Raw genomic sequence first — 13,531 nt, forward strand, 5'->3', positions numbered from 1 at the left:
GGTGCCATCAGTCGTCTCCTTCGGGTATGGGGATCTTCCCGTACAGCCAGTAGAGCAGTAGGAAGGAGACCAGCGCCGTCGTGCCGAATACCAGGATCGCGGGCAGGGGCTCCACCAGCAGCACCCCGATGAGCGCCATGGCAGATACCTGCACGACGAGCTCCAGCGCCTCGCGGAGGAACTTGCCCACGTGCGACTTGGAGACGAAGTCGCCCCAGAGGATCACCACTGCCAGCCAGGCCAGCATCAGAATCGGCGGCAGCCAAACCAGCGTGAGACCGCCGTACTTGGGTCTGCCGACGGGTAGAAGGGCGACTGCTGTCAGGGCGAGGTACATCGGCGCCGTGACCATGACAACCATCACCGCGAGCACGACGTACCCGCGCAATTCCTGCAGTGACCTTTTCATGCGGGATTCCTTCGGAACCAGGGGGAGCGGAGGTTTGGAGGGTCGGTTTAGTTACGGCCTTCTCGGAGTCTCAGCCACTGAATGAATGTGCCCAGGGCGGCGGTTATCCACGGTGTTGGGGTCAGCGTGACCGCGCGTACGCTAGTGCCATCGAGAATAGCGAGCGCGATCACTGAAAGCACGAAAACGAGGCAAAAGCTTCCAATCAGTATTGTTATCGTTCTCCCTGAATCACGGTAGGTGGTTTTCATTTCCGGTTCCTCGTCGATCCGTTGGGTGCGTATGCGTGTATGTGGCTGGCCTCGTCACCTCGGCCGGGCAGCAACTGTGCCGACGCCTCCAACACCCCAGTCTATGCCGCGCGGGAGCGCCTGAACAGTTGACCTTCGTCAGGTGTTCAGCTGCCTGTTCTCGTGCCGCTGTCGCATGCTCGTACCCTCGCCGACAGCAAGGATGCTCGCGCTCGGCCGGCGGTGGGCGGTTCGACTCCGAGGCCGACTACGCCTGAGGTGCTCATCGACTACCCGGGCGGTCTGCGTACACCGCCCAGCCTCTATGCCTAGTGCGATCCGCAACCTCGCGAGTGGTTCTGGATGATGAGGTGCCCGGTCTTTTCCGTGGGTCCCGGCAATGACTCTCGTCGCATGATGATGGCAATGGGGTATGATAGCCGGAATAGGTACACGGTTGGGTACCCGGTGTCGCATGACGCTGCGAACATGAAGGTGTGCTACTGGTATGAGTTTCCGATTGAAGGTGTCGTCACTGATCGCGGTCGTGCTGGTGGCGGTGTTGTTGTCACTGGGTGGCTGCTCGCGTGACGCAGCGGTTACGGAACCTACCGGAGATGATTCCACCGCCCACCTGTACGCCGTCTATCCAGAGTTCGGCGATCTTGACGATATGGTGCATGAAGCAGACGCCATCATCACGGTCGAATTCATCTCGGCGCGTACGGACGTAATCTATCCTGAGTCGAGCGACGATGATGATCCGGTTACTAATCCGCAGGCGGGCGTCGACCCCACTGAGATCGATATGACCGACCTCGGCGTCCCGGTCACGATCTCCACCGTCAAGGTCACCTCAAGCCTTAAGGGCGAGTTGTCGGCAGGCGACCTGCTGGAGGTCAGCCAGGTAGGCGGACTGATGGATGGCGTCCAGTACGTTGAGGATCAGACGCTGCTACTGGGTGACATTGTCAACGCAGACAGCCTGATGCTTTTCGTCAACATCCATGACGACGGCAGTGCGGACCTGGTGTCGGCGTCCTCGGGTGTGCTGGTAGAGGGCGGGAGCGAGCTGAGGGAAGCCTGCACTTCGGATGACCGCTGTGGGGAGCAGATGGCAACGACCGTTCAAGAGGTGGAGCAGGCCGTGGAGGAGACCGAGAACTCGGAGTGATTGGCCGGCCGCCGACGTGGATGTGCTATCGGCCGTCGTGCACGGCTCACAGCGCCCGTCGCAGACCGACCGGCCGTATGCCGATAGCCTGTGCCCATGACGCTCATGACGCAGAGCCCCCAGACGGCCCCGGACCCCGCCGACCGCACGGTCATCGCGCGCTCGGCCGGCGGTGGCCGCGTCGACTCCGAGACCGGCCGCCTGCGCGAGGTCATCGTCCACCGGCCCGGGCGGGAGATCGCCCGCATCACGCCGATCAACGCCAACGCCCTGCTGTTCGACGACGCCCTGAACATCGCCCGCGCCCAGGCCGAGCATGACGCCTTCACCGCCATCCTGCGCGCCGAGGGCGTGATCGTCCACGACTTCCGCGACCTGCTCACCGAGACCCTGGCCGTCCCCGCGGCCCGCCGCCTGGTCCTGGAGGAGACGGTCGGCCCGCAGGCGGTCGGCGTGTCCACCTCCGAGGTGCTCATCGACTACCTGGGCGGCCTGCCCGACGCCGAGCTCGCCGAGGTCCTCCTGGCCGGCATCACCCGCAACGAGCTGCGCGAGCGCCTCGACCCCGCCGACGCCACCACCCTGTTCGCCACCACCTACCTGTCCACCCTGGAGGGGCAGTTCGTGGTCACCCCCCTGCCCAACCACCTGTTCACCCGCGACACCTCCGCCTGGCTGTACGGCGGCGTGTCCGTCAACACCATGGCGCTGGCACCCCGCCGCCGCGAGGCCGTCAACTACGAGGCCGTCTACCGCTTCCACCCCGCCTTCTCCGGCCGGCTCGACCTCGCCCCGCTCCCAGGGACGTCGTCGACGTCGTCGGAACGGGCTACGGGGGAGCGCGGCCCGCTGTGGGTGGAGCCGCACGGCGCCTCCCCGGCCACCGTCGAGGGCGGCGACTTCCAGGTGCTGGGCAACCGCACCCTGGTCATGGGACTCACCCACCGCTCCAGCGCCGCCGGCGTGGAGCGCCTGGCCACCCGCCTGTTCGCCGACGGCGTCGCCGACCGGGTGATCGGCATCCACATGCCCGACCGCGCCTTCTACACCGAGCTCGACGCCGTCATGCACCTGGACACCCTCATGACCATGGTCGCCCCCGACACCTACCTGCGCTTCTCCGGCTTCAACGACGTCACCACCGTGGAGATTGAGCCCGGTGCGAACCACGGCTCCACCAAGGGCTCCGCCCTGCGCGTGACCGTCCACGACGGCGGCGACATGGACACCGTCCTTGCCCGCGCCGCCGGTATCGACGCGTTCAAGGTCATCAGCCCCGACATGTCCGACGAGGCCGAGGCTCTGCGTGAGCTGTCCCGCGACTCCTGCAACGTGGTCGCCCTGGCGCCGGGGCGGGTCATCGGCTACGCCCACAACCAGAGCGCCAACGACGTGCTGCGTCGGGCGGGCGTGGAGGTCATTGAGACGCCCGGCGTCGAACTGGTGCGCGGCCGCGGCGGCGCCCACTGCATGACCTGCCCCGTTACCCGCGATGCCGTCTGAGACGGCCGGCGGGCAAGCGGCCTGGCCACCGGCTCCACCGCAGTGGTCCCGCGCCTGCTGTGAGCGTTTGTGCCCTGGTGTGCGGCAATTACCCGCACACCACGACACAAAAGCTCGTACCAGACGGATTAGGCGTGTAGTCGCTCAATAATCGCGGTGTGCGCGGCTGCCACCGCCCGCGCATGGCCTACGATCGTTCCCTGAGCTCACGCGCTGAAAGGACCTTCGCATGCCCGCCGCCATCCCGGCCCCCGACCCCGCCGTCCTCGCCTCGCTGAAAGGGTGCAGCTTCCTGCGCGAGCTGGACTTCACGCCGCAGGAGTGGATGACACTGATCGCCCTGGCGGCGCAGCTGAAGGCCGACAAACGAGCAGGGCGGGAGACTAAGTACCTGGTGGGCAAGAACATCGCCCTGATCTTCGAGAAGACCTCCACTCGCACCCGCTGCTCCTTCGAGGTGGCGGCGCACGACCAGGGTGCGCACACCACCTACCTGGACCCCTCCGGCTCGCAGATCGGGCACAAGGAGTCGGTGGCGGATACCGCCCGGGTGCTGGGGCGCATGTTCGACGGCATCGAGTACCGGGGTGACAGCCAGGCCAAGGTGGAGCAGTTGGCCGAGCTGTCGGGCGTGCCGGTGTGGAACGGGCTGACCGATGACTGGCACCCCACCCAGATGCTGTGTGACTGCTTGACCATGCTGGAGCACACCGACAAGCCCGCGGGCGAGATCGCCTACGCCTACGTCGGCGACGCCCGCTTCAACATGGGTCGCTCCCTGCTGGTGACCGGAGCCCTGATCGGCGCCGACGTGCGCATCGTCGCCCCCAAGGCGCTGTGGCCCGACGACGAGTGCGTCGCCGCCGCCCAGACCCTGGCCGCCGACACCGGTGCCCGCATCACGCTCACCGAGTCCGTGGATGAGGGCGTGTCCGGGGTGGACTTCGTCCACACCGACATCTGGGTTTCCATGGGCGAGCCCAAGGACGTGTGGGCCGAGCGCATCGAGCTGCTGCGCGGCTACCAGGTCAACGCCGCCCTGATGACCAAGGCCGGGGAGCAGGCCAAGTTCATGCACTGCCTGCCCTCTTACCACAACCGCGAGACCACCATCGGGGAAGAGATCTACCAGGCCACCGGCATGGACGGCCTGGAGGTCACCGAGGACGTCTTCGAGTCCGAGGCCTCCATCGTCTTCGACCAGGCCGAGAACCGCATGCACACCATCAAGGCCATCATGGTCGCCACCCTCGGCGACCCGGCGGTGACGGCGCAGGTGGGCTGAGCCGATGCCGGCCAGTTGGCCATACCATCTGGCCGACCTCCGCGGCGCACGGGTAGCCGATCGGAGGATTGACTGCGGCGCGTCGGCAGGGGAACCTTGAGCCATCCCCCCTTTCTCGCGTGGATCGCTGTGGAATCGGGGATCCTTGGCTCAGGGCTATTCTTCGGGAGGTAACGATGTGGTTCAAAACTCCGATGCGTGCACTGCGCACCCTTATGGCGCTGTTCGTGCTCGCGGGGGCTATGGTCGTTGCTACTACGCCTAGCGCGCAGGCACTGCCCTACCGCGAATGCAACAACGGGTGGGCGTACCACGTTGAGGTAGTTGGTGGGGGCGGAGCGGGTGTGTATGTTCCCGCCTATGGTGACGGTAACTCGCTCACGCGGAATTGCTGGCTTGAACGCACTTCGTCAACTCGAGTGCGTCAGGAGGTGCGACGCCTGCAGTACGGACTTCAGGACTCAGGGCAAAGTCTGTATGCGGATGGAATATTCGGTAATATTACCCGTACGGCGGTTGTCAATGTGCAGGCGAAGAACCGGATCGCCGCCGATGGAGTGTACGGTCCGCGCACTGGATCGGTCATTCGGTGGTGCTACTGGTATGATAAGAAGCAATGGTGCGGCCGTTGGGTCTGAACAAAGAAGTGTGGTGCCCTCGTGTCTGATCGATACTCCAACGCGGCCCGGATTCGCCTCACGGTCCTCCTGTCAGCCTTCCTGATGCTGGCGTCCTGCGCCACGGGAGGCTCTCACACCGCCGACGGAGGTGCTGAGGCGGGGGGCGGAGGTGTGCCCGCCTACCAGGTCTCGGCCACACCCGCACCAGGCGAGGTGCTCGGGGTAGTCAAGGACCCGCTGACCTGGTCGTTGCCCTTCGATCGGGTGCTTGACGGAAATCTTGCCCGGTTGGAGCAGCATGCGAGTGACCTGCTGGTGGACCAGTGCATGGCGGAGGCTGGGTTCGACGACTATGAACTCATGAATAGTTCCGCGGTTCCATTCCCGGAGACCTCACCTCACGGGAATGCGACGCTGTTCAATGTGGCGATCGCCCAGAAGTACGGCTACCGGATGGCGCCCGACCCCTCATACAAGATTTCGTGGGAGAAGATCGACCTTCAGGGCGGGGGCTACTACGACAATAAACCGGAATCCTTTAAGAACCAGTGGTATGCATGCTTGGACGAGGTTCAGGTGGAGCTTCACGGGCCGCCCACAACCGAGTACCTCGAAGTTGACGAGAACGGGCCGATCCCAATCGAGTCCCAGCTCAACCGCTTCATGGTGGACACATCCTCTCCGGAACTGCAGGCGGCGGCGGAACAGTGGCGCACCTGCATGGCGCCGCAGGGCATATCTGATCTTCCCGAAGAACCTTGGGAGGCGGGAACGTTAGACCTTCCTGAGTCGCTTATGACGAGGCTCGACTACTGGCCGACCGGTGACCCCTCTGCCGGTGAAATCTCGGTGGCCACCGCGGACGCACAGTGTCGGGAGTCCTCGGGCTGGACTAACCTGCTGTACGAGGCGACCTGGGACCAGCAGGCTGCCTTCGTTGCCGCCAATGAGACGGAGATCAACGGCATCGTGGCGGAGAATGAGGCCGAAGCGGCACGCATGCGTTCCATTATCACCGAGGCCGGCGGAACGCCGTGAGTCGGCTACGGCGGTTTCTGCTCGTATCCGCCCTTGTTGCCGGTGCCGTGCTTCTCGTCGTCGGCACGTGGCTCGTGGCCGCCCGAGTCCAGTCACCGGCCCAGCGGGAGGCGGCCGCCGCGCCGCCGTCGGCCGAACCGGTCACCGTCGCGGTGACGCGGGGCGACCTCACCGAGCAGACCACCGTCCTTGCGACCGCGGTTCGTTCCGAGAGCGTCACCGTCGCCGTTCCAACCCCAATCGAGGGACAGGGCGTGGTCACCCGCTCGGCTGCGGCCCGGCGACTCTGTCTCCTCGGGCGGCGTGATTGTATGGGTCAACAGCCGCCCGGTCATCGCGCTAAGGGGGTGAATTCGCCCTCTACCGCGATCTGTACCTGGGCGCCCGGGGCGACGACGTCCGCATGATCCAACAGGCCCTGGCCGATCTCGGCTACGCGGTCGGCGCGGACGGGGAGCTCGGGAGAGCAACTGCAGCCGCCATCCGCGAGCTGTACCGGAGTGCCGGGGCCCAGGCGCCGCAGGGCTCCGAAGGCTCGTCCGCTGGCGCCGTCGCTGCAGAGCCCACCCCCTCCGCGGAGCCGACTGCGGTCGCGTCCCAAGGCCAGCCGGTCCTGGTGCTGCCCGCCTCGGAGGTCATAATCGTACCGACGCTCCCCGCAGTTCTGACTTCGGTCCCCGCGACCGGTACCGCAGTGGACGGCGAGGCCACGGCAACGTTCAGCACCCAGGAGATCACGCTCACGGCCACGGTGCCGCCGGCCATACAGGCGCGGTTGACATCGGGCCTGGCCGGCACCGCCACCCTTCAGGGGCAGGATATGTCAATGGACGTTGCGGTGGCGCAGGTGAATTCCCCACAGCAGGACGCTTTGTCACCTACCCAGCAGGAGCAGGAAGATGCTGCTGACTCCGCAGAGGCGTCCGTGATCCTGCGGGCGAGCAGCGGCCAGATCCCCGACGAGTGGGTGGGGCACAGCGACGTGTTGGTCACCCTCAACCTCTCCGAGCCGGTGCTCGATGCGCTACTGGTCCCGCAACGAGCCGTCTCGGCCGACGTCAACGGGGTGACCACCGTCCTGGTTGAGCAGAAGGACGGCTCCTTCACGCAGGTGGTGGTGACCGAGCTCGGATGCGTTGCGGGCACCTGCGCCGTCGATGCCGAGGACGGTACCCTCACCGAGGACATGAGCGTGCGGGTCGATGGCTGAGCTCCAGCTGCGCGGCGTCGGGAAGATCTACGGAGGTGAAGTGCCCCTTGAAGCCCTCCGCGATGTCACGCTGACCATCCGTCAGGGCGAGTTCATCTCCATCCAGGGTCCGTCGGGGGCCGGCAAGTCCACTCTGCTCAACCAGCTGGCACTGCTGGACACCCCGACCAGCGGCGATTACCGAATTGACGACGTCGACGTGGGCACGCTGAACGAGCGCAGGCGCGCCACGGTGCGCTCGGAGAACTTCGCCTTCGTCTTCCAGTCCTTCCACCTGCTCAAGGGACGCAGCCTGGTGGAGAACGTCGCCCTCGGCCTGCTGTATCGGGGCCTGGACCGGCGGCGGAGAGTTGAGGCCGCTCGGGAGGCGCTCGCATTCGTCGGCTTGCAGCACAAGCGCTCGCAGAAGGTGGAGAAGCTCTCGGGGGGAGAGCGTCAGCGCGCCGCCATCGCCAGAGCCGTCGCCTCGGGCGCGCCGGTTATCGTTGCCGATGAGCCCACCGGCAACCTGGATTCGCGCAGCAGCGAGCAGATCATGGAATTGCTCGCGCAGCTGAACCGACGTGGCACCACGGTCATAGTGGTCACTCACGACGACAACGTCGCCTCCTATGCCTCCCGGCATCTGCGGGTTGTGGACGGCCGGGTGGAGGAGCTCAACCGAACGAGGCTACATGCCCCCGAGACGGAACCTTCCGCGATGCGCGGGCGCGCTTCCCGCCTGCGGCTGCCCGACGCCTTGGGTGACGTATGGCGCGGCCTGCACTCCCGCCTAGCGCGCTCGGCGGCCCTGGTCGCCTGCATCGCCCTGGCGGTGGCGCTGGCGACGACGACTACCGGGTTGTCCACCACCGCGCGATTCCAGGTGTCCGACGTGTTCGACTCCAGACGCAACCAACTCGTCGGGTTGGCAGCCGCCACCACCGACGTCTCGGCTGCCGAGCAGGCCCTGTCCGCAGACTCCGCTGCGCGTATCCGAGACCTCGCCGGCGTGCGCGACTTCGCCATACTCGCTACCCACTCGTCGGTCGAGGTAGCGTCACGACCCTCCGCGACCACTACACCGCTTCAACTCGTCGGTAACGTATCTGCTGCACTTCCGCAGTCATTGTTTACGGTCACTGGCCCGCAGCCCTTGGCCGTGCTGGGCGAGGATGAGGTTATCCTCGGTTCACACGCAGCCCAGAGCCTGCAGATCGGCCCCCTACTCGCTTCGCCGGTGATCTGGCTGGACGGACGGCCCCGGGTTGTTGTCGGAATCCTCACTGACGCGGGCCTGGACGTCGGCCTGCTCGACTCGGTCATCGTGCCCGAATCCGAGGCCGTCTCGTATTCGCAGCCCCAGTACGCCTCGGTCAAGCTGCGGGTGAACCCCGGAGCCGCCCAACAGGTTGCCGAGCAGGCGCCCGTTGCCTGGATCCCCAGCGCGCCGCAGTCCGTGACCGTCGATGCCCCGCCGGATCCCACGACGCTCCGGGCGGAGGTGGAGGACTCCATTCGAACCGTCCTTTACACCCTCACCGCCGTCGCCGCGATCGCCGCCCTCACACTGGTCGCCGCCCTCATGATCTCCACGGTCATGGAGCGCACCGGAGAGATCGGGCTGCGTCGCGCCATGGGGGCCAGGCGCATCCACATCCGCTTCCTCATCGCCGCCGAGGCGACTGTGACCGGGCTGCTCGGGGGAGTGCTGGGTGTCTACCTCGGCATGATGTCGATCCTCGCCATCACCATAGGTAGGGGCTGGCAGCCCGTCATGGACTGGGGCAGCGTGCCACTTGGTATTGCGGGAGGCCTCGGCGTCAGCCTCCTTGGAGCCGTGTTCGCCACCCACCGGGCCTCGCGCATCGAACCCGCCGAGGCGCTGCACCACTGACCTGTACGTACACCTACCCTCGAATCGGCCGAATCGCCCAGGAGAAGCACCATGGCAGACCCTCAAGTCAGAAAAACACAACAGTGGCTCAACACCACCTACGGCTCGAAGGCGGGCTGGGTGCGGCTGGAGGAGGACGGGCTCACCGGCTGGTCTACCATCTACGGCCTGCGCCGCGCGCTGCAGGCCGAACTGGGAATCAGCCAACTCGCCTCCGGCTTCGGGCCGGCCACCACCAGTGCCTTCCGCACGAAGATTGGAAAGATCGACGCCTCTTTCACCGGTTCCCAGAACATATTGTGCATTCTCAGCGGGGCGCTGTGGTGCAAGGGATACACGGCCATCACCCTCAACCCGGGCGCCGTCTTCGGCTTCGAGGGCCTGAGCGGTTCGGTGGCCTCGGTGCGCGCTGACCTCGGACTGAGCACAGGCGCATCCCCGGCGGTCGACGTCAAGATCATGGCCTCGCTGCTGTCAATGGACGCCTACACGATCCTCAGCGGCTACGGCGGAACCGCTGAGATCCAAGCCGTGCAGCGCCGACTGAACGGTATCTACCACGCACGGCAGGACTTCGCCCTGGTGCCCTGCGACGGCGTGCACTCCAGAGCGGTGCAGACCGCTCTCCTGCTCGCCCTCCAGTACGAGCTCGGCATGGCCGACGGCGTGGCCAACGGCAACTTCGGCAACGGTACTAAGAACGGCCTGAAATCGCAGGCGATGCTGAGCACTGGCAGCGTCGACGGCGCCAAGCGTTTCGTCATGCTCTTCCACGCAGCCATGATCCTCAATGGACTCGGCATCTCTCTGAATAGCAGCTTCACCAGCACCACCAGCAGTGTCATCAGCAGTTTCCAGTCCTTCATGGAGATCCCCCAGACCGGGAAGGGCGACTATACAACCTGGTGCAGTCTTCTTGTCTCCTGTGGTGATACGAGCATCGCAACCAAGGGATTCGACACTTCCGAGAAGCTGACCGGCGGAAAGGCCGCGGCTGCGGTGCGGCGGGGCTACACCCATGTGGGCAGGTACCTTGTTACCGGTAACTACATCAGTGCCCCCGAGCTCGATGACCTGAGAGCTGCGGGACTGCGCCTGATTCCGCTCTTTCAGCGCTTCAACAACGAGGTCTCCTACATGACCTATGATAACGGTACTTCGCAGGCCTTCGAGGCCCTGACGCGTGCACGGGTGCTCGGACTGCCCGCCGGATCAGTCATTTACTTCGCCGTTGACTTCGATGCCACGGGCGACGTGGTGAACGGACCCGTGGCCAACTACTTCCAGGGCGTCAACGACGTCATGGGATCGGTTCCGAACAGTTATCAGGTGGGCATCTATGCCCCCAGAAACGCCTGTCAGACGATGATCGATCGCGGTCTTGCGGTAGGCGCCTACGTCTCCGGCATGTCCACCGGTTATTCCGGCAACATGGGCTATGCCATGCCCCAGGAGTGGCACTACAACCAGATCCTTGAGACCAGTGCGGACCTCGGAAGTGGATCAAGCACCCCCATCGACAAGGTCGTTGTGTCGCGTAAGGGCCCGTCGGTGGATTTGGCGGCCGTGCCGGGACCTCCGATCGAGAAGGAAGGAGCCAATTCGGCAACGGGATTCGACCTTCTTTTCATGTGGTACGTGAATGCTGAAGCGAGATGCTCGATGGCGATCAATGATCTTCCTGATGGGGCGGCAAAGGCGTACGCCGCTGATCCGTCTGCCTTTATTCTGGGTTGGCTCCGTAAGCCAACCTATTGGGGCAATGCGAATAGAGGCATGTGGCTCGTCTACACCCCTGAGGTCGATAATCAGGGTGCTACCTCGGCGCGCGTAGTATGTGAGAATGCACTGAGCCGGGGTGCAGTGCCCCCCGATACTGTGTTGGACTTGCCTCACTGGGCTGTATCCACGCTGGCGTACATAAGCTGGGGCGCAAACATCAGTCCGGCGCAGTATGGGTATGGTGACTTAGGCGGGTGGGCTCTCGATCTGTATTCGGTGTACGGGAAGTGGGAATCGAGTGGCGGTGGCGCCGATCTTTATTCCTGGGCGCTGGAGGAAATCGGTGCCGAAGGTGATTCGGTGTTCGGGCGGGCGGACTTGCTTGCGGATGTTGATGCCTGGTTGGTGGCGAACCCTGGATCGACCACCCTGTTTAGGGAGAGGTTCCGGCGTGTTCGGTCTATGGCGCCGAACGATAGGATACGGGAATTCTACAGGACTCGATTCGCGTCTAGTGCTTCCAATGTCGATGCCGCGTTTGCGGGAATTGCCTATGGGTTAGATCTGGGTCTATTCAAAGATATCGGGCCAACGTTGCCGATATTGAGGGATGCTGGGAACTTTGAGGCCCCGCCGACTGAGGAGCAGCGTCGCGCCTTGACGTCGGCGTTCGCTGACCGATTGGCTCGAGGGGTGGAAGATGAATTCTGATTCGCAAGTTCGTCGACGGCTTCTTCTCGGGCTTGGTGCCATCGTACGTACGGTCATGGTGCTGGTTGGCATCGCGCTTCTGTTATGGGGCGCGCAGTGGGCGGCAATGGCCTTCGGTCTGTCGATCGTTCGTCCGACTATGCCTGTCACAGCGCATTTGAGCGACCGTCTTCGAGAAGGGGATGGTGTGTTCACATTTGTGTGGTGGCGTTCCACGCTGGAGGCGGCGGCTGGCTTCGCCCTCATTCCGAAGTGGCGCCCGAAGTATCGTTTTGATGTGGCCTCTGTTGCCGTCGCAGTGTTTGCTGCATGCTGTATGGCGTTCTTGATTCAGGTGTTTGCGGGATCCCGGGAGTATGGAACTTGTGTATACCCGGGTTGCTGGCCGGGTCTGTGGGATGGTGCAGTCCTGGCGGCGCCTTTCTTTGCCGGTTTGTTGACTCTGGCGGTGATGGCTTTTTTTGCCGACCGGATCCCTCTGTGGGTGCGTTGTCTGTGCCCGACGGCTGTGTACTTGGTGGGGATGGTGTTGCTGGCGGCTACGTGGGACCGCTGGCTGTTGCCCTTCTTCGCGGGCCCGCCACCCTGGTAGCTATCCCACTCACATGGAATCTCGCGGTATGTCCTGATTTCCGCATCATCACCCCGACTCAAGGAACAACCATGCACTCATCCACACCCAAAGACGCATCGCAGCCATTGCGCATGTCCCGACGCAGCCTGCTATCCGGGTTCGGCCTGGGAGCCGGCGCCGCACTGCTGGTGTCAACGGCTCCGCAGGCGCATGCCGCGGGAGCCGAAGTCAGCCTCACGCCCGGGGAAGAGACCACCGAAGTCGCCACCACCGACGGCACGACCGTGACCGTGCCGGTTCTACTGGGCGGAACCCTCACTATCACTGGAGGCAGCCTGCCGGCCGGAACGCGTATAGCGCTGACCTGGTCCTCAGCCCTGTACGCCACTGAGGAGGCACCCGCGATCACCCGTGACGATGAGGCATTCGACTGCGCCTTCGAGGCGGAGCCCACCGACGACGGCACCACCGGGAGTGCGGCCGTCCTGCTCGGCGCGGAACTGCCCGAGGGCGCATTCACACTGGCACTGGGCTCGGTCCGAGCCCTGACCTATCCCGACGACATCATTGCCCCGCCCACCGCGACGACAATTGCCCTCGCGCTACCGGACGGGGACCGGGAAGTCACGCAAGAACCGGCCGATACCGGCACCAGCACTGATCTTCTATGGGGAGCGACGATCGGCGTTACCTGGACCGCGCTGCGCTGGGCCGACGGCTTCCATCTGTGGAAGCCGGATACCGTCGCCCTGCATTCTGTCGGGCCATCGCCGGTGCCCGCAGAAACCGTCATCGACGTCCAAGTGGATGCGGGTGCATTCACCGATCTGGCCGTCGGACCCGAAGATGCTCAGGCGTCCGGCTCGGTTCAGGGAACGGTACTGCGCGCCTCGTACCCGATCCCCGAACCCGTTGCCGCCGACACAATCCTGGCCATCCCAATCACTGTTGCCAATGCCGAACTCGGCGGCGAGCTGGCGTCCTACGAGCCGCCGCTGCTGGCGCTCACCAACGCCGCCGCCTCGCAGACCCAGCGACTCACTGGCCTGGAGACGGTCAGCAGGCAGGACAACGCCGTCGATGCCGCCAGCAAGGTGCTCTACGGCATGGACGAGGAATGACGGCCGAATCGGTTGCCGTTACGCACTGATCGTCACGCCCCGCCGTCACGACCCCGCC

The 13,531-nt window shown here is 64.8% G+C and carries 11 protein-coding genes; 10 read left to right on the forward strand and 1 reads right to left on the reverse strand.

The annotated features are described in order from the left end of the window. Window positions 1–7 precede the first annotated feature (7 nt). Window positions 8–409: a hypothetical protein gene (locus E4J16_RS03665; protein WP_136313295.1), complete on the reverse strand. Its 402-nt coding sequence runs from the start codon at window positions 407–409 to the stop codon at window positions 8–10. A 738-nt stretch (window positions 410–1,147) separates the two neighbouring features. On the opposite strand from E4J16_RS03665, the gene E4J16_RS03670 reads away from it, so the two are divergent. From E4J16_RS03670 to E4J16_RS03715, 10 genes are all read left to right on the forward strand, one after another. Further along, a complete protein-coding gene (locus tag E4J16_RS03670; protein WP_136313296.1) occupies window positions 1,148–1,813 on the forward strand; it encodes a hypothetical protein in 666 nt (221 codons plus the stop codon). Window positions 1,814–1,918: 105 nt separating this feature from the next. Next, window positions 1,919–3,316 carry an arginine deiminase family protein gene (locus E4J16_RS03675; protein ID WP_136314567.1) on the forward strand — a complete coding sequence of 466 codons (1,398 nt, stop codon included), beginning with the start codon at window positions 1,919–1,921 and terminating at the stop codon, window positions 3,314–3,316. Between the two features lie 229 nt (window positions 3,317–3,545). Then, window positions 3,546–4,601: an ornithine carbamoyltransferase gene (gene argF, locus E4J16_RS03680; RefSeq protein WP_136313297.1), complete on the forward strand. Its 1,056-nt coding sequence runs from the start codon at window positions 3,546–3,548 to the stop codon at window positions 4,599–4,601. A gap of 242 nt (window positions 4,602–4,843) precedes the next feature. Continuing rightward, a complete protein-coding gene (locus tag E4J16_RS16190; protein ID WP_420809337.1) occupies window positions 4,844–5,239 on the forward strand; it encodes a peptidoglycan-binding domain-containing protein in 396 nt (131 codons plus the stop codon). A 153-nt stretch (window positions 5,240–5,392) separates the two neighbouring features. Beyond that, window positions 5,393–6,259, forward strand: a complete 867-nt coding sequence (locus E4J16_RS03690; protein WP_136193793.1) for a hypothetical protein — start codon at window positions 5,393–5,395, stop codon at window positions 6,257–6,259. A 376-nt stretch (window positions 6,260–6,635) separates the two neighbouring features. Then, a complete protein-coding gene (locus tag E4J16_RS03695) occupies window positions 6,636–7,469 on the forward strand; it encodes a peptidoglycan-binding domain-containing protein (RefSeq protein WP_275669601.1) in 834 nt (277 codons plus the stop codon). Continuing rightward, window positions 7,462–9,345, forward strand: coding sequence for an ABC transporter ATP-binding protein/permease (locus E4J16_RS03700; protein ID WP_136193791.1), 1,884 nt, complete (start codon window positions 7,462–7,464; stop codon window positions 9,343–9,345). Before E4J16_RS03695 ends, E4J16_RS03700 begins: the two co-directional genes overlap by 8 nt. A gap of 51 nt (window positions 9,346–9,396) precedes the next feature. Next, the gene (locus E4J16_RS03705; protein WP_136193790.1) at window positions 9,397–11,778 is read left to right on the forward strand and encodes a glycoside hydrolase domain-containing protein; all 2,382 of its coding nucleotides are present in this window, start codon (window positions 9,397–9,399) and stop codon (window positions 11,776–11,778) included. After that, on the forward strand, window positions 11,768–12,370 hold the full coding sequence (locus E4J16_RS03710) for a hypothetical protein (RefSeq protein WP_136193789.1): 603 nt from the start codon (window positions 11,768–11,770) through the stop codon (window positions 12,368–12,370). The genes E4J16_RS03705 and E4J16_RS03710 overlap by 11 nt, the downstream gene beginning before the upstream one ends. A gap of 71 nt (window positions 12,371–12,441) precedes the next feature. Then, on the forward strand, window positions 12,442–13,473 hold the full coding sequence (locus E4J16_RS03715; RefSeq protein ID WP_136313299.1) for a hypothetical protein: 1,032 nt from the start codon (window positions 12,442–12,444) through the stop codon (window positions 13,471–13,473). The last annotated feature ends 58 nt before the right edge of the window (window positions 13,474–13,531 follow it).

Origin of the sequence: Actinomyces procaprae, assembly GCF_004798665.1 — a bacterium.
Classification (GTDB): Bacteria; Actinomycetota; Actinomycetes; order Actinomycetales; family Actinomycetaceae; genus Actinomyces; species Actinomyces procaprae.